The sequence below is a fragment of the Williamsia sp. 1135 genome, from assembly GCF_002095395.1.
In the GTDB taxonomy this organism is placed as follows: domain Bacteria; phylum Actinomycetota; class Actinomycetes; order Mycobacteriales; family Mycobacteriaceae; genus Williamsia.
In genome coordinates, this window is record NZ_MJEI01000098.1 from 24,190 (window position 1) to 50,662 (window position 26,473).

Genomic DNA, 26,473 nt, shown 5'->3' on the forward strand with positions numbered 1-26,473 from the left:
GAGAGGTTTGAGCATGACTGGTTTAAATTCCGCGATCGCGCCTACACGCCGCAACCACGTCGAGGTGAACGTCCTCAGGACCGTGCTGATCGCCTGTGCGGGCCTGTTTGTCGCGTTCGCGCCGATCACGATGCTGTCGGTGTCGCTCAGTTCGATCGCCCGCTCGACAGGGGCCGACACCGCCGGCCTGCAGTGGGTGATCTCTCTGCTCGTCATCCCGATGGCGGCGCTCATCCTGTCGTTCGGTGTGCTGGGGGATCTGTACGGCCGACGCCGGATCTTTCAGGCCGGTCTGCTCTTGTGTGCGGTCGGTGGCACGACGTCGTTTGCTTCCGGATGGCTTGACGGCTCCTCGTCACTGCATCTGCTCTGGCTCGGCCAGCTGATCTCGGGTATCGGTGCGGCAGCGATCATCCCGTCGAGCCTGGCCCTCATCAGCGCGGTGGAGACCGACTTCCGCAAGCGCAGCCGGTGGATTGGTCTGTGGGCGGCGACCATGGTGCTCTCGCTGGCGGTCGGCGGGTTCGTCGGCGGCGCGGTACTCCAAGTCGCCAGCTGGCACTGGATATTCGTCGTCATCATTCCGCTCGCCCTGATCGTGGGTCTGGTGGCGCAGTGGGCGATGGGCGAATCGTCGGCAGCACACGGCCGGCGTGCCGACCTCCCGGGACAGGTACTGGCCATCGTGGCGATCGTCGGCATCGTGGACGGGGTCATCGAAGGGGGCGCGGGAGGATTCGGGTCACCCCACTCGTGGGTCGCAATTGTGATCGGGCTACTCGCGCTGGGTGGTTTCATCGCGATCGAGCTGCAGACCGATTCGCCGATGCTCGACATGAAGCTGTTCGCCAACCCGGTATTCGCGGTGGCGGCCGGCGCCGCGGCCGTCGCGATGTTCGCCTACCTGGGTCTGGTGTTCCTGCTGTCGATCTTCCTGGGAGGCGCACAACATCTCGACGCCCTCATGATGGCCGGGCGGCTGGTCTTCTTGTTCGTCGCTTGCGCCATCGGCTCTCAACTAGCCGGAGTGCTGATCCACCGACTGGGAACGGGCGTCGTGCTGGTGACCGGTCTGGTGGTGTTGGCCCTCGGATTCGTCGTGCTCTCGGGCATGGAGTTGCACTCGTCGCTCTGGGACGTTGGCTGGAGGCTTGCGATCGCTGGCTTCGGCATGGGGATCGTGCTGCCGACCGTCACGTCGGCCGCGGTGAACGCCGTTCCACTGCATCAGGCGGGTATGGCGAGCGCAGGTATCAACGCGATCCGCCAGTTCGGCGGGGCGATGGGTCCTGCGGTCTTCGGTGTGCTCCTCGTGTCGTGGGCCAATACCGCTGCCACTGAGAACATCTCGAAGGTCGCGGACACAGGCGCTCGGCGGGATGGAGCGGCGCTGCTCGACGAGTACGGCGTGCAGCGCGGTGGCGCGCTGGCACACAGTGCCGCGCCGGGATCTCCGGTTGCCGAGGCATTCGGCATGGCACAGACGAGCGCTCTGCACAACACGGCCCTGGTGGCGGCCGCCGTGGCGCTGGTGGTGGCGGTAGTCTCCGGGGCAGTGTTTGCGCGATTGGCCGTCAACGCGCGCAACGTTCGGGCATCGGCGAGGTGATGATGACGCAGGCGTACGGCGATGGGGAATCCACGCCTGATCTCACCTCGTTCGGCTTGCTGGTCAAAGACATCCACCATCTGTCGGTGCGTCGCGCGGATCCGCTGGTCACCCGGATCGGCTTGACGTTCGCCCAGTTCAATCTCCTCAAGGCCATCTCCAGGCAGCCGGGTATCACCGGGGCTGATCTTGCTGTCGTCACGTTGGCCACCCCGCAGGCCGTCGCCCAGTTGTCGGCTCGGATCGAGGAAACCGGATACATCCGTCGCGAGCAGCTCAAGGGCCGGTCGATCGGGCACTACGTGACGGACTCGGGATCGAAGGTGCTCGCCGAAGGCCACGAACTCATGTGGAGTGTCCATCAGAAGACCTTGTCGGTGCTCACCGAGCAAGAAAAGGTCGAGCTCGTTTCGATGCTCGGCCGGTTGCGAGCAAAGCTGATCGAAGACCTGGAGTAGCTCTTCTGCCAGGCGATTTTCGGTGCAGGTGGTGCCTGAGGTAATCTCATTCGGCGGCCGGAAAACAGCCGCAACGGGCTGTGGCGCAGTTTGGTAGCGTGCTTGACTGGGGGTCAAGTGGTCGCAGGTTCAAATCCTGTCAGCCCGACAGTATGGCCAGGTTGATCTTCATCGACCTGGCCATTGTCGTTTCGCAAGGCCAGTTGGCCACAAACCCACTCGTTCCAGGGAAACCCAGGTGCAGCGACACTGGGTGTGCCTGGAGCTGCTGGGTCTGTGGTGCTGGGACGCGACCATTAAGAGCGGTCTCCAGCCCAAATCGTGTCGTATGGGACCGGTCGTCCCAGGATTTGTTCGGCCGTTCGATGTCCTGATTTCACGGCAGCGGTCACGGTCGATGGATCGTCGGTCCAGGTGGCTTCGCCGGACAGGTAGAGCACGTTCTCGATCGGGATGGACAGGTCATCGTGATCGCTTCGGTCCGACCCCACTGTCATGTACGAGTACGAGCCGCGCGAGTACGGGTCGTCTTGCCAGCGGGTGACGTGCACTCGATCGGGTTCGACGACACGCTCGCCGTACAGCCCGCGGAGTGCGTCGAGGACGGAGTTCGCGATGTGCTCGTCCGACCACGCGCGCGTTTCCCGGGCACAGGGGCCTGCCGCGAAGGTCAACAGTGTCGGGGAGCCATGCGCGTCGGATACGTCGTACCAGGAATGCCACCATCGACCGGCCTCACCCTGTTGACGAATCGCGTAGACGTCGTCGTCCCAGAACTTGTGGGGGAAGCGCAGGAAAACCTTCTCGAACGCGTTCATCTCGAGCCTGTCCAAGGCCTGCGAATGGTGTTCGGGCAGTGGCGGATCGATCACGAACCCTGGTGACTTCAGCACCCCGATCGGGATTGTGACCACGATTCGGGTGGCGGAGAACGGGCCATGGCGGGTGTCGGCGGTAGCACCGCCGGGCGTCCACGTCACACGCGTCACCTCATGTTGGAGCCTCACATCGAGTCCCTGGGCCAAATGCGTGGCGAGTTCGTCGTAACCGTCGGGGAACACGACTTCGTCCCCGTCGATCGCATCGTCGTCGAGACCGTGCGCGTCGAGGTCGTCGAGCCACACGCCGAGTTGCTCCTCGGTCCGGTGGCGTAGGAACTCCCGAACTCGCATCGCCCGGTCGTCGTCCCACTTCAATTGGCTGAACGTCGTTTCCACCGCCTCGCCGAAGGAAGTGTGGGGTGCCGATGTTGCGATGGTCGTCGCGAAGTACTCATTGAACGAGTAGATATCAGACACAAATCGCTCGGTGGCCTCGTCGCTCAGACGCGTTCCGGTGGGGGAGTAATAGGCGATCGGTCGCCCGTCGGGTTGGTAGCTGCCGACGGTGAACTCGACGGTCCGCATGCCGAAGGCGTCGACTGCGTCGGCGACAGGGTTGCCGTCGACACCGTGAATCCAGGACGCGCCCTGGTCGACGACCTCACCGTCGCTGCGCGACGTCCAGACCCGGCCGCCCACCCGGTCACGTGCCTCCAGGACGACGACCTGCCGGCCCTGGCTCGCAAGGATTCGTGCAGCGGTCAGTCCGGCAATCCCTGCGCCGACGATCAGAGTGTCAAAATCTGTCAAGGTCGTTCCGATCTATCGGCAGTTCGTGAATGCGACATGCACTGCTGGCGCTGGCCCCATCGAAGCACGAAAAATCACGACTGTTCGCGCGAACACCACCATGTCGTTCGTCCGCCGACGGTTCCACGCGACATCGGGGCGTCACATCGTGGGCACGTGGCGTCCGTCTTGCGGTACGGGATGATCTCGCCGGTGTGGACGCCACCCTTCTTGATCGCGGACCGGATGGCACGGCGCAGGATCACCCGTAGCTCGTCCAGTTCGTCTGTGGTCAGGGTTTTGGCGCGACGCGACGGTGACAGCTCGCTTTGCCACAACACTTCGTCGGCGAGCAGATTGCCGATGCCGGCGATGGCAGCTTGATCGAGCAGCCTCGCTTTGAGCGGGGCTCCGCTGGAACCGATGCGGCGTCGGAACTCGTCGCGGCTGATCTCCGCGGCGTCGGGGCCGAGGGCGTCGATGTTCGGTTCGAGACGAACCCTGCCGAGGCGTCGCTTGTCGAAGAGGCGAAGTTGACCACCGTCGTCGAACGTCATGGCGAACCGCGTCCACTCGGGCTTGTCGGTGTCGCGTTCACCGACGTGGGGATCACCACCGCCATAGCGCGACGTCTGCTCACCATCCGGCGCGGTGACGATGATTCGCCCGCCCATACCGAGATGGATCCCGAGAGTGGGACCGGGTGTCCCGTCCGCGGTCACGGTTTCGCACCACATGGCTTTGCCGCGTCGGCAGGCTTCGGTGAGTTGGCCGCCCTTGAGTGCCCGGGCGATCTCGCCCGGGCGATGCGGGCGGCACTCGAAGGTGTCGGTGTCGTCGATGTCGACGATGACCCGGTTCAGTGCTTTCTCGACGACTTGCCTGGCGTTCTCGACCTCAGGTAGTTCCGGCATTCATCCGGTGTACCCCGTCCTGGCGCGAAGCAACACGGGCGAATCGGGCCGGCGAACGCTCCGCCGTGCGATGAACGGGGGAGTGAGGAGGATCAGCTCGGCTGTAGTCGGCCGAGGCGGGCGCGCAGAGCGGTTGCCGGCCTTCGCCTTCCGGAGCAGTGCTTGGACCACGTCCATGGTCGGCCGGATGGTGCCAAGGCCAGGGCCGCTGCGTTGAACACCGAGACGGAGTCGTAGATCTTCGGGAGCGAAGTCATCGTGACACCAGAGCAACCGCCGAGGTTCGCGATCACGAAATCCCAGAAGTCGTGCTCGGGCGGAAACACGACGTGTAAGTGCGATCCTGACGGCGTCGACCTCACTGCGTCCGTGATCTCACCGAGCCATCGATCGTGCGCACCCGACCTCGTCAGCTGCACGATCGTCACGTGTCCGTCCGACATGTTATCCCCTCAGCACACCCGGTAGTGACGCTCGTCACGTCATGGTTGACCGTATTGTGCCCTACGCCACACAGTGCCGATGAACTTCCGCAGATGTTGCTATGTCATGTCGAAGTCACCGAGCCTGTAGTGACGTCATCATGTGCGCCTCTGCGGCGACCTTCGTCAGCCCGAGTGCGGACAAGGGGCCCTCGCCGTTCTCATACTCCAGCAGGGCAAGCAGGATGTGTTCGGTCCCGGCGTTGTCGGCGCCCAAACGCAGGGCTTCGCGAAAAGTCAGTTCCAGAACCTTCTTGGCTCCCATGTCGAAAGGAACGAGTGCCGGCATGTCGGTGGCCCGCGCAGGGAACGTGCCTGCCACTGCGGTACGCAGCTCATCGAGATCTACGCCGAGTCCCGAGATGATCCGAACGGCCATCGAGTCGAGGTCGCCGATGAGACCCAGGGTGAGGTGTCCTGTCGTGATCTCGGCGTGCCCGGCCGAGCGCGCTTCTTCCTGTGAGGCGACAACGACGTTCCGGGCGCGCAGCGTGAAACGGTTGAATCCCTGGCTCGGGTCGAGAGCCGGTATCGACGAATCGGCCTTGGTTACAAAGCGCTTTTGCGCCGCCTGCTTGGTGACACCCATGCTCACTCCGATGTCGGTCCAGGACGCGCCAGAACGTCGCGCTTGATCGACGAAGTGGCCGATCAGGTGATCGGCGATATCGCCGAGATGGTCCGCAGTGAGTACAGCGGTCGACAGTTGTTCGAGCGTATTGGTGTGGACAGTGGTGATGGCTTCGATCAGGTCGTCGAGGCGAACCTGCTTGATCGGTGTGGGGGGCGTCATGCCGTCAACCGTAGGTTGACGGCAAGGATTCGTCAACCTTTAGTTGACGAGCCGGGGTGTTTCCGGGTGGATCTCGCGTTCCGGCTGCTCAGCACCGCTCTCGCCGTATAAGCGACCGCGAGGTCCCCGTCATCAATGAGTCGCGACAGTGCGAGATGGGCAGCCACGCCTGGGATCTCCGTCAGTGCCTGGGTCAGGCGAGAACGCACCGGGGGTTCGCTGCTCTCGTCCAGAGCCTCCAGCAGCGCACCGGTCAGTTCGTCAGCGGTTTGCTGAGTCTGCGCGAGAGCGCCCAACGCGTCAGCTGCCTCTACGTCGCGCGAACCCGCGACGATCGCATCGATGAGGGTCGGTGCGGCGCGGATCAAACCTCTCGAACCCAATTCGATGGCCGCCTGACTACGAATGGTGATGTCGTCGTCTGCGAGAGCGAGTTCAAGGAGCGTGGTTGCCTCGGGCCCGTCAATTTTCGCAATGGCCATAGTTGCGCGACGCCGGACGTCGGTGTCCGATGACTCGAGTCCGCGCGCCAACGCAGCGACGGCGTCGTTACCCAGCCTCGCCAGCGACCAACCAAGTGCGCCTGCGACGTTCGGGACGACTTCGACGAGGAGCGCGTCTGCGAGCACGTCGGCAGGCGCAGAACCGTCCTCCGTCGCAGAAAATACTGCCTGTTGGCGGCGAGCTGGGCGATCCGACCCCAGATCACGCACGAGTTCGATCAGACCGAGCACGTCGCTCCAGGTGCCCGGGTCGGTGTCGTTCACCTGTTGAAGCCGTTCGAGCAACTCCTGTTCGCGCGCAAGTCTTTCGCGGGTCTGGTCGACGAGCTCGCCGACCAATGCGGTCGGGGTGAAGTCCGGGTCATCGAGAGCCCGTTGGACCTCGCGCAAGGACAACCCCAGCGACCGAAGGCTTTCGACTCGAAAGATTCGGAGTATGTCATCGTTCGAGTACTCGCGATATCCACCGTCGCTGCGATCCGGCGGGCTCACGAGACCAAGGGAGTCGTAGTGCCGCAGCATGCGCGCGCTGACGCCCGTTCGCCGCGCCAGCTCTCCGATCAGCACCGCTACTCGTCCTGCATCGCGTTGCCTGCATTGACAATTCGCTTGGCGTCGTCGGCGGTGATGGTGAACTCACTTTCGGGATCGGCCAGGAGCCGCTCGGTGGCCCTCGCGTGAGCGCGGATGGCGGGTTCGTTGCTCGTCGTCGCGGTGTTCAAGAGCGGAGATATCGCGTCGCTCAGAGCGATCAACGCGCGACTCAGACTGCGCTTCATGTCGCGATCTCCACGTCCCAGCTCGGTGATCAGTTCGCCCGCGAGATCGTTTTCCTCGTCATGTGGGACCAGGACAACGGCTGTGCGCCAGGCGGCGCGGGCGACCTCGTCGTCGGCGTCGTGCAGCAGGCTTTTCGGAATACTCCGCCACAAGTTCTTGTCCGCGATTTTCGACAGGGTGTGCAGCGACTGACTTCGGGCCTGCGGGGTGTTCGAATGGAGTTCGGTCAGCAGTGTCGGAACGGTGAGCTCCACCGAGTGCCGGGTCAGTGCCCAGGTCAGCATGTCGCGGACGAAGAAGTCCGGTTCAATTGCACACCGCTCGACCAACACCTGGACGAAGCTGGGGTCGGGAGTCGTCCCCGCCGCGAGCGCTGCCCTCAGGCGGATCGACGAGTTCGGTGCGCTCAGCGCAGATCGCAACCGGGTGTTCTGGTCGTTGTGTGGCGTGCTGATGGGAACCACCTCCTGGCTACCAGTCTTGACCTTCTCACTGTGTCAAGGTCAAGCCTGGGACGCACTATTTCGGCCCCTCATGATTGCGGGACCACTACCATTTCCACGATCACCCCCCGACTGTGGAGGACCGACGCGATGACAGCTCACTTCGATCTTCCGGCCGGTCGCGTCGCGCAAACGTCCGTAGGCCCCATCGAATACCTCGACATCGGCACCGGGTCACCGGTCCTGTTCGTTCACGGCTCCCCGGGCGGATGCGAACTGGGCGCTCTGATGACCCGGTTCCTGGCCGATCGGCACCGTGTCGTCTCGGTCTCACGACCGGGGTATCTCAATACTCCACTCGCGGAGAACAATCGGACCCCCGAGCAGCAAGCGGTAGTGCTGGCAACACTGTTGTCGGAGTTGGACATCGAGCAATTCGCAGTGGTCTGCTGGTCGGGTGGAGGACCCGCGACCTACGCCCCTCGCGGCACTGTATCCGGAGCGCATCACCGCGGTCGTTGCAGTCGCGGCCGTAAGCACCGAGTTCGATCCCGCCGGGACGCTGCGCGGACGGGTCGAACTCGGGGAAGAGAAGATGCTGTTCGGACGGCTCGGCACCTGGTTTGCCACCACCTTGGCCGAGAAAGCGCCGGCTACCGCCATCTCCACGTTGATGTTGGGTGAAGGCGATCTCACCCGTTCGCAAGCGAAGCAGCTGACGTCCGAGATCATGGCGGACGACAGTCAGCGGGAGTTCGCGACGACACTCTTCGACACCGTGACGGGACCACGAAAAGACGGCTTCGAGAACGATTTCCGCCAATTCAAGGATCTGGACCTGCCGCTGACCGACGTGAGAGTTCCGGTCCTGTTGATCCATGCCAAAACCGACGCGGACGTGCCGTACGAGCAGAGTGCTCACGCGGCCGGATCGATTGCGAACTCGCGACTCATCACCGTGGACGTCGGCACGCACCTGTCGGCGTGGCTGGGTCCTGACGCAGCTGAGATTCAAGCGGCCGTCGTCGAGCACATACGGATGTGAGGTTTCCCCACCGGGCAGGTCCTGCAGTATCGCCCGGGATGAGTTCGCAACAATTACACGTTCGACGGGCCAACCGGTCAGGAATCGAGAAGCGCGGCGCGACCGGGAGTACATAGTGTCCTCGGCATGACCAACGCGAAGCTGTCACTCGACGTACTGACCATTGCTGTGCCCACGATCGACGATGCACGTTCGTTCTACTCGTCGACTTTCTCGCTGCCGGACACGTCGCTCGATCTGCACGGTGCGGGTGTTCTGGCCCTTGAAGCCGCCGTGACCTCGGGTGCGGTAACTGACTTCCAGGGGCTCGTCGTCAGCTACATCGTCGATCAGCCGAGCGAGGTGGAGTCTCTGCTCGCTGCTGCTGCCGCAGCGGGCGGGGAGATCCTCAAGCCCGCGAAGAAGGGATTCTTCGGCGGATTCACCGCAGTCTTCCGCGCACCCGACGGTGCGATCTGGAAGCTCGCCACTGACAAGAAGAAGGACTCCGGTCCGGCCGCAGAGCCCCCGAAGCCCACCGAGACCGTCTGCATCCTGGGCGTCGATGACCCGAAGGCGTCCAAGTCGTTTTATACCGCGCTGGGAATGACGGTCGACCGCGACTACGGCAAGAAGTTCATCGATTTCAAGTTCGACGCGGGCGCCTCGAGGCTCGGTCTGCTCCGCCGCTCGGAGTTGGCGAAAGACGCGGGTGTGTCGGATGCGGGTAGCGGGGGCGGCACGTCAGTGTTGGTCAGCCGCCAGCTGTCCCGCGAGGCAGTCGACGGATTGCTGGCTGCAGTAACCTCGGCGGGAGGCCAGATCTCCGCACCGGCCTCCGCGGTCGAAGGTGGGTACGCGGGACGGTTCACCGACCCGGACGGATTCACTTGGAAGGTCACGACCGACTGACCCGAACTGCCTTCAGCTGAGATTCAGCGAGCTGACCGGACACTAGGCTGGAACACCCAGCTGTGTGCCCCGACGTTCGAAGGAGATCGGTATCCGCGTCCTTGTGGTCGACGACGAGGCCGGCCTGCTGCGGGCCATCGCAGCTGGTTTGGAGGCAGAGGGCTTCGCGGTCGACACCGCGACCAACGGCACCGATGGGTTGTGGCTGGCCCAGGAAAACGACTATGCGGTGATCGTGCTCGACATCATGCTTCCGGGGATGAACGGCTACCAGATCTGCGCGCAGTTGCGTTCGGCGCAGAACTGGACGCCGGTCATCATGCTCACCGCAAAGGACGGTGACCTCGACCAGGTCGAGGCTCTCGACACCGGAGCCGACGACTACCTCACAAAACCGTTCTCGTTTCCGGTGCTGCTCGCGAGGCTACGGGCCCTGATCCGTCGGGGCGGTGGAGAGCGACCCACGGTGCTCACGGTGGGTGATCTGGCGATAGATCCGGCGGCCAAACGCGTGTCCCGCGGTGCCACCGCGATCGAACTCACCGCGAGAGAGTTCAGTGTGCTCGAGTTCCTGGTGTCGAAGAAGGGCGCGGTGGTGTCGAAGTCGGAAATCCTGGGTGCCGTATGGGACTTCGACTTCGACGGTGACCCGAACATCGTCGAGGTCTATATTCGCCATCTGCGCAACAAGGTTGATCGGCCATTCGGTCGGTCGTCGATCGAGACAATGCGCGGTGCCGGCTACCGGGTGGTCGACGATGCCTGACAAGAACCGGCGGCGCCTGAAGTCGGTGCGCGCTCGCATCACCCTCATCGCCACCACAGTCGTGGCGCTTGCACTCGTCGTCGGGGGAGTGGCCTTCGTCATGATCCTCTCTGCCACGCTGCGCGACTCCGCCGAATCAGCCGCCGACAGTGAGGCTTCTCGCTACGAGACGATCGTCGAACAAGCGGGCGGGTCGACGCGGGCCGCAGCAGCGTTGGCCGACATCGACGGATACGCGCAGTTGATCTCAGCAGGCCGGGTCGTCGGCGCGACCGATGAACTCGAGGGGGCTGCGCCGCTCGTGACCGCCGACCTCGAAGACCCCGCGGCCGTGACGGTCGTCGAGTCCGATGGTGACGAGGGTGACCGGCTGGTCATCGTGACGAAAGAACGCGATGACGGAACAGTGTTGGTGGCGGGCGTCGACGACGAAACCCGTGCCGATGCCGTCGATGCCACGCGAACCCTGCTCTTCTTCGCGGTGCCGGTCGTTGTGGTCTTCGTCGGGCTGACCTGCTGGATCGTCGTCGGACGTGCGTTGCGGCCGGTCGAGCGGTTGCGCCGTGAAGCCGAACAGGTCACCGCCGCTGATCTGAGCCGGCGGGTCGGCATCCCGGGTTCTGGGGATGAGATCGACCGGTTGGCCTCGACCCTCAACGGCATGCTCGGCAGGCTCGAGACATCGCAGGTTCGCCAGCGCCGTTTCGTCTCGGACGCATCGCACGAATTGCGTTCGCCCATCAGCTCGTTGCGTCAGAACGCGGAGGTCGCACTGTCGTATCCCGGCCAGATCTCGCCGGACGAGTTCGCCGCAACAGTGAAGGCCGAGTCCGAGCGGATGGGTGGCTTGGTCGACAGCTTGCTGCTGCTTGCCCGCGCCGACGAGGCGACTCTGCACCTGACTGTCCGCGACGTTGATCTCGACGACGCGGCACTCCGCGAGGTCAGCCGTGTTCGCGCCGATGCAGCTGAGTTGGTCGTCGACGGGTCGAAGATCACAGCTGCTCGGGTCCGAGGCGACGAGGCGATGCTCGGACGTGCCATACGCAACCTGGTCGACAATGCCGTGCGACACGCAAGCGAGAAAGTCGCGATCTCGACGCAGGTGGTGGATGGCCGCGAACCGGTCGCCCTGGTTGCCGTGGAGGACGACGGCGCCGGTGTGCCGGAGGGTGACCGTGAGCGCATCTTCGAACGCTTTGTGCGCCTGGATGAATCACGTGCGCGCGATGCCGGTGGCGCGGGTCTGGGGCTGGCGATCGTCGCCGAAATTGCTGCGGCGCATGAGGGTTCGGTGCGAGTGGTCGACAGTGCCCTCGGTGGGGCACGATTCGAGATCAGACTGCCCATGTGAGAGCCGACCGTGTACTTGTTGCGGCATCGCCCGTGTGAGTTTCGCGACAACTACACGCTGGGTGGTTTCAGGCTGGGTTCAGCGACTGCGCGAGAAGGTGATGCCACTACCCCAACGAGAAGGAGCATCACATGCCCAAGAAGACCATCGTCATCGCCGGAGTCGCCAGTGCAGCAATCTTGGCTCTCGGTGGCACCGGCATCGCCTACGCGGTGACGGACGGTTTCGGCGGATCAGATTACCTGAGCGGCAACGATCTGGATCGGGCGACCGGCGCCGCCATCGCCGAGGTCGGTGGGGGATCGGTCACCAGCGCCGACAGGGACGACGACGGCGGCATCACCACCTACGACCTCGACGTCATCGGCTCAGACGGGGTCGAGTACGAGATCACCCTCGATGAAGGCTTCAAGGTGTTGAAGGTCGACCGCGATGACGACGATGCTGCGCCGACGAACGGCGAGCAGACCGCGCCTCCCGTGGCGCCCACCACCGCACCGCCGGTCGCCGCTCCGGTGGACCCCGACGATCTCGTCGGCGAAGAACTCCAGCGGGCCTCCGACGCCGCGATCGCAGCTGCCGGCGGCGGAACGGTGACCGATGCAGAACGCAGCGACGACCCGGGCCATGCGTTCGACGTCGAAGTGCGGCTCGCCGATGGGTCTGAGGTCGACGTTGATCTGAATGTTGATTTCAGCGTACTGGCGGTTTCTATCTCGCGCTAAACCGAGACTTTAATTTATGCTACATCCTTCTTGCTGCGGGATATTTCGCGATGACGAGTGCATCTAGATGCACTGTGAAATCTCTAAGGATGGATATAGCAAGGTCTCCCGTCGTCGGTGAAAAAACCAGTTTCCGTCCGGAGCATACTATGTCGAGGTCTGCTTTTAGGTTCTTTCGTAGTTGGATTAGCTGATTTAGCTTGCCGAGTTGCCTATCTGTCAGGCTGCCTTCATTGTGAATTATTGCATTTCTTGCTGCATTGACTCGCTGAAGTTTCTGATACGTATGTTCGCCGGTTATGGAGACGCCAAACCCTTTGCTTAACCAACTCATTCGTTGGTCCCAATTGTCTACGAAGTCGTCAGCTAACGTGTTGATCATCGATTCTGCAAAAATGTTACCCCTAATCGGACTTTCGTCTATAAGACGGCCAACCATCCGCGAGACATGTGCCTCGACCGGAGCGAGGCCGCTTATCAAGAGCTGCTGCGGTGGAAGCGCGTATCCGAGTAGTGCGTTCAGGGACAAAATGCAACGCTCGCCAGATTCGGACAGCTGTCGTGGTTCTATTTTTCGGCCCATGCCGCCGCTGCCTTACCAAGTTGGTCTTGCTTTAATTGGTTTAGAGTAGATTTCGGGAGGCTGCCTTGTTTCACGGCTGCGGCGACTAGCCCGGGTTGCGTTAATGGCGATGAGGTTGCGAAGACGCGGGTAAAAGTGTCGTCGGTCAGGAGAGATTTCTTCGCTAGCGACCATGCGGCTTCGGCGCGGACAATCTCATGACTGTCTTCGAGTTGTCCAGAAACCCAGCGACATGCTTCATCAACCGAGTTAGAATCTGCATCAGGTAGGGCTTGGAAAGTAGCCAGTAGCCATAGTTTCGCCCATGGGCTTTGTCGTGACACCGAACTGAGCGCATTGAACCGGTCCCACTGTGCGTCTGCGGTATCGAGATTGCCGGAAGTGTCAGTGGCGCGATTGATCGCGTAATTGCAGATGTTCTCCAGGGACCTTCGGTCCCTGGAGGCTACAAATTGCAGGAGTTCAGCGGGTACCGCGTCATTGTCCGATTCCAACAATCGGAGTGAAGTGCCCAAGGAACTGCGTTGAACGGGAGAGATTCCGTTTTCTGTCGTCCATGATCGCTTAATGTCACTGAGAATGTTGCGCGCGGCCGTGCGAACGTTGTCAACAACACTTACATCCTCGTGCGTATGGCTCGAATCATCATCGTTGAGTTCGTCCTCTGAGTCGTCCCCGTACGGCCCGCTTGCGAAAAACTGAACGACAGTCATTTGGCTGTCAATTGCATTCATATACTTTAGGAAGAACTCGTCTTCGTCTGATCGTGCACGAATCAGAGTCTCCCTCTTGGAGATCTTTGTCTTTTCTGAAGATAAAATCAACCCAATTTTCCGAAGTTGACTAGCGTAATCCTCAATTATGTCATTGGCTGACTCCCAGTCGCGTGAAGCGATCTTTATATCGTCGGCGAAACGATTGTGAGAGAGTTCCCTGCGTAACAATGATCGGTCGATAATGCTCAAGTAAGTGTCCGCGAGTCTGTCGCTTGAGTGCAGCATCTGGGGCAATCCGCGAGGCCTGCTAAAGAACTGTCCGAGTAGATCAACGATTGCGGTGCTAAGGGCTCGATCTGAGGATCGTAGCATTAACTCATCCTGAAGAATGGCATGATCTATATATTCGTAGCACGACGCGACATCCAAATCGACAATGTACTCGTGTTCACCTTCGGTACCAAATGAACGATGGTTCTGCCAGCCCGTTGCACGGGACTCCTCGGGCAGTGTTGGGCCAATTTGATTTACCAAGGCCGTGTATGTGGCTCGCGCTCCAATTGATATAACGTCTACGGGGCGAGTGCCGAATCTTCCCTTTGGCATGGCGATGGTTTCCGTGGAAACGCCTAGTCCACTTTTGTGGTTCTTCGTGATGTTGTCGACAAGCTCCTGTTGAGCGTTTTCCAGGCACCGATCAGAGATTAGCTTGGGAAAGTGTTCGAGCGGGGTCGACGTTGAGACTTTTGCGGCCGTCGCCAGGTCAAGTGTCGTGAACTTTAATTCTTGCAAGTTTTTCCTTCGTAAGTTCGGTCACCCCGAGTCGGATCGAGTATGAAGAGCAAGGTACCGGGCTGAAGGGTCCGACTTTGGTTGGCGCGCCGGACTAAACTAGACGGCTCGCCGTTGTTTGCGACTGCCAAGACGACGTGCTTGAGTCAACCCCATCAAACTGGTTGGGAGCCCTTCGTGGCGCCTCTATCTATCCGGCCGCGATGCTTCGGTAGGGTTCACCGGGTGAATTCGATCGCAGCTGTGAAGTCCGTGAATGCCCGTATCGCCGAGGAACTGTCTGTCGCAGAATCGCAGGTGGCGGCCGCTGTTCGACTACTCGACGAGGGGTCGACGGTGCCGTTCATCGCGCGGTATCGCAAGGAGGTCACCGGCAGCCTCGATGACGCTCAGCTGCGGTTGCTCGACGAGCGCCTTCGCTATCTGCGCGAACTCGACGAGCGTCGCACTGCGGTCCTGGCGTCCATCGAGGAGCAGGGCAAGCTCACCGATGAGCTGAAGGCCGCGCTGAACGCTGCGGAGACCAAGTCGCGGGTCGAGGACATCTACCTGCCGTACAAGCCCAAGCGCCGGACCAAGGCACAGATCGCCCGGGAGAACGGTCTCGAGCCGCTCGCGGACCGGCTCCTCGCCGACCCGTCGCTGGTTCCCGACGAGGTGGCAGCCGAATACGTCGCCGGCGAGGTCCCGGATGTGGACAAGGCACTCGAGGGTGCGCGCCACATCCTGATCGAGCGGGTGTCGGAAGATGCCGAGCTGGTCGGTGCCGTCCGCGAGAAGTTCTGGGCCGAGGGTGCCTTGCGAACCCAACCGCGCACCGAAGAGGTCGGGAAAAGTGCTGCCGCGCAAAAGTTCCGTGACTACTTCGACTTCTCCGAACCGCTGGAGAAGATGCCATCCCATCGCGTTCTTGCCGTGATGCGCGGCGAGAAGGAAGAAATCCTCTCGCTGAGTCTCGACGGAGGCGAAGACGAGGCCTACCAGGCGATGGTGGCGGCGACCCTCGGTGTCGACACCACGCAGGCCGGTCCGACCACCCCCTGGCTGCTGGGCACCGCCCGGTTGGCATGGCGAGCAAAACTGATGATCACGGCAACGCTGGATGCACGTGTGCGTCTGCGCCGTCGCGCCGAAGACGACGCGGTGGCGGTGTTCGCCGAGAACCTCGGCGACCTGCTGCTGGCCGCTCCCGCTGGGGCCCGCACCACCCTCGGCCTCGACCCGGGTTTCCGCACGGGTGTGAAGGTGGCGGTGGTCGATGGCACCGGCAAGGTTCTCGACACCGCGGTGATCTACCCGCATCAGCCACAGAAGCAATGGGACGCCGCACGCGCGACCCTCGGCGCTCTCGTTGCCCGCCACGGCATCGAGTTGATCGCAGTCGGGAACGGCACCGCCTCCCGAGAGACCGATGCCCTGGCGACCGAACTGATCGCCGACGTCCAGAAGTCCGGTGGCACCCTCACCAAAGCAATGGTCAGCGAGGCCGGCGCGTCGGTGTACTCGGCGTCGGAATACGCCTCGCGCGAGTTCCCGGACATGGATGTCTCGCTGCGCGGCGCGGTCTCCATCGCCCGTCGCCTCCAGGATCCCCTGGCCGAACTCGTCAAGATCGAACCGAAGTCGATCGGTGTCGGTCAGTATCAGCACGACGTGACGCCGGGCGTGCTGGCGCGCAGCCTGGACGCGGTGGTCGAAGACGCGGTGAACGCGGTCGGCGTCGACCTCAACACCGCGTCCGTCCCGTTGCTGGCCCGGGTCTCCGGGGTGACGACGACCCTGGCCGAAGCCATCGTGGCGCATCGCGACAGCACCGGACCCTTCAAGAGCCGCAAAGCCCTCCTGAAGGTTCCGCGCCTGGGACCCAAGGCATTCGAGCAGTGCGCAGGCTTCCTGCGCATCCGAGAAGGCGACGACCCGCTGGACGCCTCCGGCGTGCACCCGGAGGCCTATCCGGTGGTCCGAAAGATCCTCGACCGGTCGGGGGTGTCGCTGGCCGAACTGATCGGCAATGAGCGGACGCTGCGCACGCTGCGGCCGGCCGAGTTCGCCGACGACCGCTTCGGTGTTCCCACGGTCACCGACATCCTCGCCGAGCTGGAGAAGCCGGGCCGCGACCCGCGGCCGGCGTTTGCCACTGCCACCTTCGCCGCGGGTGTCGAGAAGGTCGCTGACCTCAAGCCCGGCATGGTGCTCGAGGGTGTGGTCACGAACGTCGCCGCTTTCGGCGCATTCGTGGATGTCGGCGTCCACCAGGACGGGCTGGTGCATGTCTCTGCCATGGCCAACAAGTTCGTGTCCGACCCACATGAGGTGGTGAAGTCAGGGCAGGTTGTCCGGGTCAAGGTGATGGAGGTCGACGTCGACCGGCAGCGAATCGGTCTGTCACTGCGACTCGATGACGAACCCGGTGCGGGTAAGCCCAAACCAGAACAGCGGTCGAACAATTCAGGCCAGCGTCCGGGTAAACGCCCCGAAGGCCGCAACCAACCGAACCAGCGCAATCAATCCCGGCGCGACAACAACTCCGGACGCAAACCGGCCGCAGCGCCCGCTGCGAACGGCTCCCTTGCACAGGCATTGCGCGACGCCGGGTTTGGCAAGTAGCTCACATGTCAAGCGCGTCACCGGGTGCGATCTCGGTGGCGCGCACTCCGGCCCGGCCGGCGAGAGTGACGAACTCCCCGCCGGGGCCGAAGAATCGATCGGGCTTGATCAGGCCGAGCCCTATCGGCCATAGCGTTCCGAAATGAATCGGAACCACGTGGCGCGCGGACACCTCCTGCGCTGCACGCACAGCACGCGCCGGATCCATATGTCCGACACCGAGAGTGGGGCCCCAGCCGCCCACAGGTAGCAGCGCGAGGTCGATGCCGGAAACCCAGTCGCCCAAAGCGGGGTACAGGTCGGTGTCGCCGGCGAAGTAGGTGCGCCGATCACCGGTGATCACGTAGCCCAAGGCGGAGGTGGTGGCGGGGCCGCGACGCCACCGCCGACCGTCGTGGTCGGCAGGTACAGCGCGGATCGTCACATTGCCGACGGGCACCTCATCGCCCGCGCGCACCTCGATGAGCCGGTCGCCGACGCCACGCAGCGATGGGAGTACATCGGGTGCCCCGGCGGGGACCACGATCGGCACGTCGTGGGACAGCAGATGCAGCGACCGTAGATGCGTGTGGTCGGCGTGCAGGTGCGAAAGCAGGACCGCGTCGGATGTGTGTACTTCTCCGCCTGAGGGGTTCGGCCCACGCCGGCGCCGTAGATGCGCGACCCGCGAGGTGAGGACTGGGTCGGTGAGCACCACGGTTCCACGATCTCTGATCAGAACGCTCGCATGTCCGAGCCAGCGAACCGTGGGCCGCGCAGGGGTGCCGTTTGCGTCGTTGTCCCTGGGTATGGCGGCCATGGGCACTACGATTCCAGAGATCAGCGAAAGGGGTGCGATGCGCACCACAACCAAAGTCATTCGGTTGTTCATCGAGTTCGTGGTGTTGTGGCTCTCGTCCGCTGTGGCGATCCTCGTGCTCGATACCGTGTTCGACGGGATCTCTCTCGACTCGATCAACATCGGTATCCCGAGTCTGTCGACCCTGCCGTCCGCGCTGGTGGTCGCTCTGGTCTTCGGTGTACTCAGCGCGGTGTTGTGGCCGGTGATCGTGCGGCTGATGTCATGGGTGGGTCCGGCGGTGCTCTTCTTGCTGGTCTTCTTCGCCAGCGGCGCGATCATGTGGTTGACGCTGCACATCATCCCGATGGCGTCGGTCGACAAATCCTGGGACGCCGTGGTGATGGCGGCGCTGCTGTCGCTGTTCAGTTCCTTTGTCGGAGGCGCGGTCGCGTCGCGATCCGACACCTCCTACCGCCTGATGCAGGTACGCAGGCAACGACTCCGATTCCGTCGCAATCCCGGTGGTTCGGCGGCAACACCCGGACTACTGTGTATCCAGATCGATGGCTTGGGCCACGATGTGTTGCGGCGCGCGATCGCCGATGGTGTCACCCCCGGTCTCGCGGCGATGGTCCGCAACACGCACTCGTTGATTCCGTGGCATACCGACTGGAGTAGCCAGACAGGTGCCAGCCAGCTCGGCATCCTGCATGGTTCGAACCACAACGTGCCCGCATTTCGGTGGTACGACAAGACATCCGGGAAGATCGCGGTCTTCAGCAACCCGCGCGCCAACGAGGATCGAGAAATCGAACGCGCCGAGATCCCCGGACTTTTGTCCGCCGATGGCGCGAGTCGGGGCAATCTGTTCACCGGTGGCGCCGAGGACAATGTGCTCGTCGTGAGCCGGATGCGTGGCGCGCGGCTCGGCGGCGGTGCGGGGTACTCGTCCTACTTTGCCGATCCATCGAGCACGTTGCGCACCCTGATCCGGATGATCGCCGAAGTGCAGCGGGAACTGAGGCAGGCATGGCGCCAGCGCCGCGCCGACGTCCGGCCGAGGGTGCCCCGCGGCGGTTCCTACCCGCTGGTACGGGCATTCGCGAATGTGCTGGCAACCGACGTCACGGCGGCGGCGGTCGTCCGCGACCTCATCCAGGGCCGGAGCATCATCTACGTCGACCTGATCGGCTACGACGAGGTCTCGCATCACTCCGGGATCTCCCGACCGGAAACGCTGTCGGTGCTGACCAAGATCGATGAGGTCATCGCGATGCTGCTGAAGGTGATCGAACAGGCCGACCGTTCGTACCGCGTCGTGGTGCTGTCCGATCACGGTCAAAGTCAGGGTGCGACGTTTCTGCAGCGGTATGGCGAAAGTCTCGAGCAACTTGTCTTGCGGTTGTGCGGTACCGAGGAGCTCGCGCCGGTCACGGACTCCCGACCGGGGGCCGAAGGGATCGAGTACGCGGCAGCAAGCGTGCGCCCGCCGAAGGCGGGCGAGGAGCCGGCCACACCTGAGGGAGTTCCGATCGTCCTGGGATCGGGAAACCTGGGCTTGATCAGCTTTCCACGCATACCGCACCGCGCCACCGTCGAGACGGTTGCTGCCGAATACCCCGGTCTGGTGGAGGCCTTGCGGGTCCATCCCGGCATCGGATTCGTGTTACTCGCTCGGTCGACGGGTGGGTCGGTGGTTCTCGGTGCCGATGGTTCTGTAGACGTCGACACCGGTGCGGTCGAGGGTGTCGACCCACTCGCATCCTTCGGATCCGATGCTCTCGAAAAGATTCGCAGGACAGACTCATTCGACAATGTCGCCGATATCATGGTCGGCGGTGCCTACTGGCCGGAGACGGACGAGGTGGCTGCGTTCGAAGAGCAGGTCGGGTCGCACGGCGGTATGGGTGGACCCCAGAGCACGCCATTTCTGCTCTACCCTGACGATGTACCCGCGCCACCGAATCGCGTGTACGGGGCGGAACAGGTGCACGCAGTGCTCGCCGGATGGCGGGATCGCGACGACTAGGAGCAATCGATGGGAATGTCGGTCGACAGCAACGTCCACACGGTCTCGCGTGCGCCCATTGCCAACGGGCCGCGACTGCCTGCGTTGGACGCGCCGACTCATCAGCCCGCGGGAATCGATCAGGTGGGCACGCTCGTGCGAACCTACGCAGCGCCCGTTGCAGCCGGCACCGCGCTGGGCGCTGTCGTCGGTGGCCTCACCCGCGTCGGCGAGGGATCAGGTGCCCTGGTGGGTGCGGCCGCAGGTCTGGCAGGCGGCTACTTGCGAGGTCTCACCGGGGCCGGCACTGTCGTGCCGACGTCCACGGTGTCACGACCGGTGGCCGATGAGCGGTTGCGCGTCATGGAGTTCAACGTCCACGGCGGTATGGGTGGCCCAGGCAAATTCTTTGCCACGCCAGCGACTTTGGCGCATCTCGCCAACACGATCAAGCAGCAGAATCCGGACATCGTGCTGCTCCAGGAGCTCGACCATTTCGCCACGCGGTCGAACTACACAGACACTCTCCGTCAACTCGCGAAACGTCTGCACGCAGACGGTGCCGTGATGTCTCCGGCGATCGACAAGGGCACCGGACGTCGCGAGGGGACCGGTATCTTGACGTTCAACGGGAACCTGATCACCGACGCACGAAGTCTGCGAATCGGTGACGCGCTCGGTGACGACTCGGCCCGGCGACTGCGGGCAACCATCGATGCGTGGGCTGGCGTGGTCACGTCCAAACTCGGCCACAGCAAACTGCCCTTCGGTGGTGTCACCGAGTACCAGCCTCGGGTCGCTACCGACGTGATGATCCGCACCGCGGGCCACAACTCGATCAGGGTGTTGTCGGGACATTTCAGTCCACCGCATCACGGCATCGACGAGCCGCGTCGCCAAGTGGACCCGATCGTCGCGACCCTGGAGACGTGGATGGGCCCGACGATCTTCGGTGCCGACTTCAACGTGCGCGACGGTTCAGCCGAATTCGTCAGAGAGCGCGAGGTTTTCGCTGCAGCTGGACTGACCGAGGCGACCGCGGGGGCGCCACCGAACAGCGATCGGGTGTACGTCTCCGACCACTTCGCCGCCGAGAATCCTCAGAAGCTCGATACTCCCAAAGGCGCGGTCCCGGCCAGTGACCACTCGCCGGTCGTCGTCGACCTCGCACTTCGCCTCTGACCCGTCCCTCACAGCTGGGCGCCGACGTCGGAACCTGCAGGTCGTGCCCTTCCACGGCGCCGGACGACAGCTAACAGCCCCGAAGCTGCTCTGGAGGCCGTCGCGAACGGCCCACGGCCTGACAGAGCAACCCCAGCCTGAAACTCCACGATCGCGGAGGGACGTGCGCGTCATCCGGGCCCGGCGCGAGCGTAGCCGGACCCGGACGACGTGGGTCACTTCTTGATGAACTCGAGGATGTCTTTGTCGAGTTCTTGCTGGTACGCGCCGAAGATGCCATGGGGCGCTCCGGAATAGACCTTGAGAGTGCCGTCCTTGACGAGGTCGATCGACTTCTTCGCCGCCGCGTCGATCGGAACGATCTGGTCGTCGTCGCCGTGAGCGATGAAGATCGGAACGTCGAGCGCTTTGAGGTCTTCGGTGAAGTCGGTCTCGGAGAACGCCTTCACACAGTCGTAGGCCGCCGCCAAGTTGACGAGCATGCCCTGACGCCAGAAGTCGTCCTTCGCGCCCTGCGAGACCTGTGATCCTTCGCGGTTGGCACCGAAGAACGGCTCCGTCAGGTCTTGGTAGAACTGCGAGCGGTCGCCGAGCACACCCGCCCTGATGCCGTCGAAGGCTTCGATCGGGGTGCCTTCGGGGTTGGTCTCCGACTTCACCATCACCGGTGGCACTGCGCCGGCGGTGATGACTTTGACGACACGGCCCTTGCCGTACTGCGCCGCATACCGCACGACCTCGCCGCCTCCGGTCGAGTGTCCGATCACCACAAGGTCTTTCAAATCCAGTGCCTCGACCAATTCGGACAGATCTTTGGCGTAAGTGTCCATGTTGTTGCCGTCGTACGTCTTCGACGAGCGGCCGTGTCCGCGGCGATCGTGGGCGATTGCCCGGTAGCCTGCGTCGGCGAGGATCTTGAGTTCGGTCTGCCAGGCGTCGGACGACAGTGGCCAGCCGTGGCTCAGAAGGACGGGCTGTCCTGAACCCTGCTCGGTGTAGTAGATCTCTGTTCCGTCAGAAGTAGTGATGTAAGGCATTCTGCAGTTCACCTCAGCGCATATCGGTGGTGTTCGGATGACCCTTCGAAACTACTGCTCGCACCCGACTTCAAGGTAGGTACAACCGTAGGCAAAACTCTCGACAATTGTCGGAAATCATTCGAACCCGGAACGGCGCCACACGCCGAGATCCCCGGCTCGGAACCCGAGCCGGGGATCTGGAGTGCATCTCGTCAGGCGATGATCAGGTCGAGCTCGTCATCGGTGACGCTCACCGACACCTTGCCGCCCTCGGTCAAGACCTCGTCGAGCAACAGGTCGGCGATGCGATCGTCGACCACCCGCTGGATCGACCGCCGCAACGGCCGGGCGCCGAACTCGGGCTGGTGTCCGTGTTCAGCGATCCAGTCCACCGCAGCAGAGCTGAACTCGATCTCGATACCCTTGGCGCCGAGCCGCTTGCGGCTGTCGGCCAGGAGTAGATCGGTGATCTCGTGCAGCTGGACGGTGTCGAGCTTGCGGAAGATCACGATCTCGTCGATGCGGTTCAAGAACTCGGGCCGCATCGACTCGCGCAGCCGCCCCATGACCTTCTCGCGCATCGGCTTCTCGGCCGCCCCGGTGTCACCCGAGTTGAAACCGAGGCCACCCGACTTGCTCGAGATGATGTCCGATCCCAAGTTGCTGGTCATGATCAGCACGGTGTTCTTGAAGTCGACCGTTCGACCCTGTCCATCTGTCAACCGGCCGTCGTCGAGAACCTGGAGCAACGTGTTGAACACATCCGGGTGGGCCTTCTCGATCTCGTCCAGCAAGATGACCGAGTACGGGTTGCGCCGAACCTGTTCGGTGAGCTGACCCGCTTCGCCGTAGCCGACGTAGCCGGGAGGCGCCCCGATGAGGCGGCTCACCGTATGCCGTTCGCCGAACTCGCTCATATCCAGTCGCAGCAGCTTCTTCTCGTCGCCGAACAGCGACGTCGCCAAAGCCTTTGCCAGTTCGGTCTTTCCCACACCGGTGGGTCCGAGGAACAGGAAGCTGCCGACGGGACGGTCCGGATCGCTCATACCGGTACGGCTCCGGCGCACCGCGCGAGCGATGGCCTTGACCGCATCATCCTGGCCGACGACACGCTGGTGCAGCTCGTCTTCGAGTCGGCGGAGGCGCTCCTTCTCCTGTTGGGTCATCTGACTTGCAGGTATCCCGGTTGCACGGGAGACGACGTCAGCGATGTGATCGGCAGTGACCTCGGGTGTGGACACAGGCGCGTCCGGACTTCCGTCGAGACGGGCCTGAACCTGCGCGGTCTCGTCACGCAACGCCGATGCCTTCTCGTAATCCTCTTGAGCGACAGCCTCTTCCTTAGCGGTCTCGAGTGCGGCCAGCTTCTTCTGCAAGGCCTCGATATCGTTGCCGGGGGAAGCCAGTTGCATGCGTGCACCGGCCTGGTCGATGAGGTCGATCGCCTTGTCCGGCAAGAACCGGTCGCCGATGTAGCGCGACGACAACTCGACGGCGGCAGTGATTGCCTCGTCGGTGTATCGGACGCCGTGGTGCTCCTCGTAACGGCCGCGCAGGCCGGTCAGGATCGCGACCGCGTCGTCGACGCTCGGCTCGGGGACCGTCACCGGCTGGAATCGCCGCTCGAGAGCTGGATCCTTCTCGATGTTCTTGCGGTATTCGTCGAGCGTGGTCGCGCCGACGATGTGCAGTTCGCCGCGAGCGAGCTTCGGCTTGAGGATGTTCGAGGCGTCCATGGACCCTTCGGCACCGGCACCTGCCCCTGCGATGGTGTGCACCTCGTCGATGAAGACGATCAGTTCGTCCGAATGCGCGACGATCTCATCGATCACGCCGTTGAGGCGTTCCTCGAAGTCACCGCGGTAGCGGGTTCCCGACACCATGCTCGACAGGTCGAGTTGCACGATGCGTTTGCCCGAAAGACGTTCCGGTACCTCACCGTCGACGATCCGCTGAGCGAGACCTTCGACGATGGCGGTCTTGCCGACACCTGCTTCTCCTACCAGGACCGGGTTGTTCTTGGTCCGCCGGGAGAGGATCTCGATGGTCTGCGCGATCTCGTCGGCGCGGCCGATCACGGGGTCGACTCCGCCGGTGCGAGCGCGTTCGGTGAGGTCGAAACCGTACTTGTCCAGGTTGGGGGTCTCGCTGGGGGAGACCTCGTCTGATGAACCACCCTGCAGCGCGGTCTGCAGACGTTCGGGGGTCAGTCCGGCAGCGGCCAACAGGCGGCCTGCCGACCGATCCCGATCGCCTGCGAGGGCGACGAACAGGTGCTCGGGATCGATGTAGGTCGAGCCCAGTGCCTGCGCGAGCTGATGCGCTTCGAAGACCGCGGTACGGACCGCGGCGCTCAGGGTGGTGGTGCCGATCCCTGCGGACGGACTCCCGCCGGGGAGACGTTGCTCGACGGCCGCAGCCACCGCTGCGGGGTCGGCGCCGGCCCGCTGCATCAAGCCGCGCGTCGGGTCATGCTCGGCCATGACGTGCAGAACATGCAGTGCATCGAGCTCCGCGTCGCCGCGACCGGCTGCGAACTGCGCCGCCTCGGCGATGAGGTCCTGGGTGGACTTGCTCATCAGACGACTGATGTCGATGCGCCGCGGGCCGTCGGGCCCGAAGAATGCTGCCATTCGGGAAAGCCTCCTGTGAAGAGTTGAGTGCGTACGACTCAATCAACATGAGTCGGGTGCTATCAATTCCCGGCGGGGCTAGCGATCCTTGTCGTCGCGCACTGCCCCTGGTCCCGTCACCTGTGCGCCGAGAGACTGCACACGTGCGCGCAATTCCCGGTCTGCGGTGACCACCCAGGTTGCGCAGTGGGTGTGCGCGGCGACGAGTTCGACGATGTGGTCGTCGCCCGAACCCGGGGCGCTTTCCACCTCGACCGTGGGAGTGGAGGTGATTCCGGCCGCTTGGCCTTCGACCACCAGAATGACCCGAATCGGTGGGTCGACACCACTGAAACCGTGCTCGCACAGCGACTCGAGCGAGTCCCGCAGACGCTCGTTCGCTCCGCGACGATCGCGCCACCAGCCATCTGGCCGGGATCCGACGACGTTGGCCGCGTCGATGATCACCACCGGGTGTAGGTCGTCTGCTGTCATCTGCCCATTGTCGCCGAGCGCGACCCTGGGACGGGGAAAGGCGTTAGCGTTGGCGTATCGCGGGGACCGACGGAAAGGGAATGCCAGTAATGGTCGACACCGATTCCAACCTCGACGATCTGGCGGTGAAGCATCTGCGGCTCGCACATGATGACCCGCACGGTCGGAGCGCCGACATCCTCGTCCACGATGGCCCGCTGAGGCAGACCTTGATCGCGATGGTCGCGGGTTCGGAATTGGGCGAGCACAATTCGCCTCCGGCGGCGAGTGTCCTTGTGCTGTCCGGTGCGGTCACCGTGATTGCGGGTGACGATCAGGTGACGCTCCGATCGGGGGAGCTGCGCGGTCTCAGTCATCATCGGCACAGTGTCGCTGCCTCCGAGGATTCTGTATTCATCCTCACCACGGTGACTGGAACCGGCGAGCCGTCCCGCCGCTGAGCTTAAATACTTAGCCCTTGCGGTAAGTGTCAGCTCTTGATACTTTTCCTTATGGCTCAGTATCAGCAAGAGTTGAACGGCGTTTTCCAGGCGCTCGCGGACCCCACCCGGCGTGCGGTGCTGGGCCGTCTGGGGCAGGGACCGGCGAGCATCAGCGAACTGGCCGGGCCGTTCGACATGGCGCTGCCGTCTTTCATGAAACACATCCGGCTGCTGGAGGCGAGCGGCTGGATTCGCACAGAGAAGGCCGGGCGGGTTCGCACGTGCGTGATCGAGAAGCAGCAATTCGAGGTCGCCGAGTCCTGGCTCGCGGGGCAGCGCGCCATCTGGGAGGGCCGGACCGACCGGCTCGAAGCATTTGTCACCACATCCGAGGAGCACAACCAATGACCACATACATCGACACCGAGCGCGACCTGGTGGTCTCGCGCATCATCAGAGCACCGCGGGCCGCAGTGTGGTCCGCCTGGACCGAGCCCGCAAAGTTCGAGAAATGGTGGGTCCCGGCTCCAGCCGAATGCAAGGTGGCGGCTTTCGACCTGCAACCCGGCGGCGACTTCAGGACCGAGATACGCGAGAGCGGTGGTGATTTCTCACCGCATATCGATGGATGCTTCCTCGCGGTAGACCATCTCGAACGCATTGTGTTCACCACTGCGTTGGTCGGCGGATGGCGTCCAGCTCTGAACCCCTTCATGACGGCCACCATCACGTTCGCGGATCACCCGGACGGTACCGAGTACACCGCCACCGCGATGCACAAAGACATCACAGATCGAAACATGCATGACGAGCTGGGCTTCCAGGACGGGTGGGGCACGGTCACTCGGCAACTCGCCGAACTCGCCGAGGCCTGACCGGCCGC

General features: G+C 63.3%; 24 protein-coding genes and 1 tRNA gene. 14 read left to right on the forward strand and 11 right to left on the reverse strand.

What is annotated here, in order from left to right:
• Positions 1–13: 13 nt before the first annotated feature.
• From BFL43_RS17120 to BFL43_RS17130, 3 genes are all read left to right on the forward strand, one after another.
• On the forward strand, positions 14–1,609 hold the full coding sequence (locus tag BFL43_RS17120; protein WP_084893708.1) for an MFS transporter: 1,596 nt from the start codon (positions 14–16) through the stop codon (positions 1,607–1,609).
• 2 nt (positions 1,610–1,611) lie between these two features.
• Positions 1,612–2,067 (forward strand): MarR family winged helix-turn-helix transcriptional regulator, encoded by a 456-nt coding sequence (locus tag BFL43_RS17125; RefSeq protein ID WP_168176666.1) that lies wholly within the window; start codon positions 1,612–1,614, stop codon positions 2,065–2,067.
• 74 nt (positions 2,068–2,141) lie between these two features.
• Positions 2,142–2,215 (forward strand) — tRNA-Pro (locus BFL43_RS17130).
• Positions 2,216–2,363: 148 nt separating this feature from the next.
• Here BFL43_RS17130 and BFL43_RS17135 read toward each other — a convergent pair.
• The 6 genes from BFL43_RS17135 to BFL43_RS17160 form a co-directional block, all read right to left on the reverse strand.
• Entirely contained in the window at positions 2,364–3,698 is a 1,335-nt protein-coding gene (locus tag BFL43_RS17135) for an NAD(P)/FAD-dependent oxidoreductase (protein WP_084893710.1), read from the reverse strand.
• Between the two features lie 74 nt (positions 3,699–3,772).
• Positions 3,773–4,591 carry a DNA-formamidopyrimidine glycosylase family protein gene (locus BFL43_RS17140; protein WP_084893711.1) on the reverse strand — a complete coding sequence of 273 codons (819 nt, stop codon included), beginning with the start codon at positions 4,589–4,591 and terminating at the stop codon, positions 3,773–3,775.
• Between the two features lie 92 nt (positions 4,592–4,683).
• Complete coding sequence (locus tag BFL43_RS17145; protein WP_084893712.1) at positions 4,684–5,034, reverse strand: hypothetical protein; 351 nt, start codon at positions 5,032–5,034, stop codon at positions 4,684–4,686.
• Between the two features lie 115 nt (positions 5,035–5,149).
• Complete coding sequence (locus BFL43_RS17150; RefSeq protein WP_084893713.1) at positions 5,150–5,866, reverse strand: Clp protease N-terminal domain-containing protein; 717 nt, start codon at positions 5,864–5,866, stop codon at positions 5,150–5,152.
• Between the two features lie 32 nt (positions 5,867–5,898).
• The gene (locus BFL43_RS17155) at positions 5,899–6,936 is read right to left on the reverse strand and encodes a HEAT repeat domain-containing protein (RefSeq protein WP_084893714.1); all 1,038 of its coding nucleotides are present in this window, start codon (positions 6,934–6,936) and stop codon (positions 5,899–5,901) included.
• Between the two features lie 2 nt (positions 6,937–6,938).
• A complete protein-coding gene (locus BFL43_RS17160; protein WP_206186696.1) occupies positions 6,939–7,604 on the reverse strand; it encodes a HEAT repeat domain-containing protein in 666 nt (221 codons plus the stop codon).
• A gap of 445 nt (positions 7,605–8,049) precedes the next feature.
• Here BFL43_RS17160 and BFL43_RS17165 point away from each other — a divergent pair, with 445 nt between their 5' ends.
• From BFL43_RS17165 to BFL43_RS17185, 5 genes are all read left to right on the forward strand, one after another.
• Positions 8,050–8,637, forward strand: coding sequence for an alpha/beta hydrolase (locus tag BFL43_RS17165; RefSeq protein WP_240498323.1), 588 nt, complete (start codon positions 8,050–8,052; stop codon positions 8,635–8,637).
• A gap of 126 nt (positions 8,638–8,763) precedes the next feature.
• Positions 8,764–9,528, forward strand: a complete 765-nt coding sequence (locus tag BFL43_RS17170; RefSeq protein WP_084893716.1) for a VOC family protein — start codon at positions 8,764–8,766, stop codon at positions 9,526–9,528.
• A gap of 91 nt (positions 9,529–9,619) precedes the next feature.
• Positions 9,620–10,294, forward strand: coding sequence for a response regulator transcription factor (locus tag BFL43_RS17175; RefSeq protein WP_084893816.1), 675 nt, complete (start codon positions 9,620–9,622; stop codon positions 10,292–10,294).
• Positions 10,287–11,648 carry an ATP-binding protein gene (locus BFL43_RS17180; RefSeq protein WP_084893717.1) on the forward strand — a complete coding sequence of 454 codons (1,362 nt, stop codon included), beginning with the start codon at positions 10,287–10,289 and terminating at the stop codon, positions 11,646–11,648. Before BFL43_RS17175 ends, BFL43_RS17180 begins: the two co-directional genes overlap by 8 nt.
• A 131-nt stretch (positions 11,649–11,779) precedes the next feature.
• The gene (locus BFL43_RS17185) at positions 11,780–12,373 is read left to right on the forward strand and encodes a PepSY domain-containing protein (RefSeq protein WP_084893718.1); all 594 of its coding nucleotides are present in this window, start codon (positions 11,780–11,782) and stop codon (positions 12,371–12,373) included.
• Positions 12,374–12,940: 567 nt separating this feature from the next.
• On the opposite strand, the gene BFL43_RS17190 is transcribed toward BFL43_RS17185, so the two are convergent.
• Positions 12,941–14,464, reverse strand: coding sequence for a reverse transcriptase domain-containing protein (locus BFL43_RS17190; protein WP_084893719.1), 1,524 nt, complete (start codon positions 14,462–14,464; stop codon positions 12,941–12,943).
• Between the two features lie 225 nt (positions 14,465–14,689).
• On the opposite strand from BFL43_RS17190, the gene BFL43_RS17195 reads away from it, so the two are divergent.
• Complete coding sequence (locus BFL43_RS17195) at positions 14,690–17,071, forward strand: Tex family protein (RefSeq protein WP_084893720.1); 2,382 nt, start codon at positions 14,690–14,692, stop codon at positions 17,069–17,071.
• A gap of 1 nt (position 17,072) precedes the next feature.
• Here BFL43_RS17195 and BFL43_RS17200 read toward each other — a convergent pair whose 3' ends face one another.
• Entirely contained in the window at positions 17,073–17,870 is a 798-nt protein-coding gene (locus tag BFL43_RS17200) for an MBL fold metallo-hydrolase (RefSeq protein ID WP_084893721.1), read from the reverse strand.
• A 37-nt stretch (positions 17,871–17,907) separates the two neighbouring features.
• On the opposite strand from BFL43_RS17200, the gene BFL43_RS17205 reads away from it, so the two are divergent.
• Both BFL43_RS17205 and BFL43_RS17210 read left to right on the forward strand, forming a co-directional pair.
• Positions 17,908–19,881 carry a phage holin family protein gene (locus BFL43_RS17205; RefSeq protein ID WP_084893817.1) on the forward strand — a complete coding sequence of 658 codons (1,974 nt, stop codon included), beginning with the start codon at positions 17,908–17,910 and terminating at the stop codon, positions 19,879–19,881.
• Positions 19,882–19,890: 9 nt separating this feature from the next.
• Complete coding sequence (locus BFL43_RS17210) at positions 19,891–21,042, forward strand: endonuclease/exonuclease/phosphatase family protein (protein ID WP_143695369.1); 1,152 nt, start codon at positions 19,891–19,893, stop codon at positions 21,040–21,042.
• A 215-nt stretch (positions 21,043–21,257) separates the two neighbouring features.
• Here BFL43_RS17210 and BFL43_RS17215 read toward each other — a convergent pair whose 3' ends face one another.
• The 3 genes from BFL43_RS17215 to BFL43_RS17225 form a co-directional block, all read right to left on the reverse strand.
• Positions 21,258–22,079 carry an alpha/beta hydrolase gene (locus BFL43_RS17215; RefSeq protein ID WP_084893723.1) on the reverse strand — a complete coding sequence of 274 codons (822 nt, stop codon included), beginning with the start codon at positions 22,077–22,079 and terminating at the stop codon, positions 21,258–21,260.
• 194 nt (positions 22,080–22,273) lie between these two features.
• The gene (locus BFL43_RS17220) at positions 22,274–24,694 is read right to left on the reverse strand and encodes an ATP-dependent Clp protease ATP-binding subunit (protein WP_084893724.1); all 2,421 of its coding nucleotides are present in this window, start codon (positions 24,692–24,694) and stop codon (positions 22,274–22,276) included.
• 78 nt (positions 24,695–24,772) lie between these two features.
• Positions 24,773–25,168, reverse strand: a complete 396-nt coding sequence (locus BFL43_RS17225; protein WP_084893725.1) for an NTP pyrophosphohydrolase — start codon at positions 25,166–25,168, stop codon at positions 24,773–24,775.
• An 89-nt stretch (positions 25,169–25,257) separates the two neighbouring features.
• On the opposite strand from BFL43_RS17225, the gene BFL43_RS17230 reads away from it, so the two are divergent.
• Genes BFL43_RS17230 through BFL43_RS17240 form a run of 3 tightly spaced genes read left to right on the forward strand, consistent with a single transcriptional unit; the run spans position 25,258 to position 26,465 of the window.
• Positions 25,258–25,608: a cupin gene (locus BFL43_RS17230; protein WP_084893726.1), complete on the forward strand. Its 351-nt coding sequence runs from the start codon at positions 25,258–25,260 to the stop codon at positions 25,606–25,608.
• A gap of 51 nt (positions 25,609–25,659) precedes the next feature.
• Entirely contained in the window at positions 25,660–25,998 is a 339-nt protein-coding gene (locus BFL43_RS17235; RefSeq protein ID WP_084893727.1) for a metalloregulator ArsR/SmtB family transcription factor, read from the forward strand.
• Positions 25,995–26,465 (forward strand): SRPBCC family protein, encoded by a 471-nt coding sequence (locus BFL43_RS17240; RefSeq protein ID WP_084893728.1) that lies wholly within the window; start codon positions 25,995–25,997, stop codon positions 26,463–26,465. Before BFL43_RS17235 ends, BFL43_RS17240 begins: the two co-directional genes overlap by 4 nt.
• The last annotated feature ends 8 nt before the right edge of the window (positions 26,466–26,473 follow it).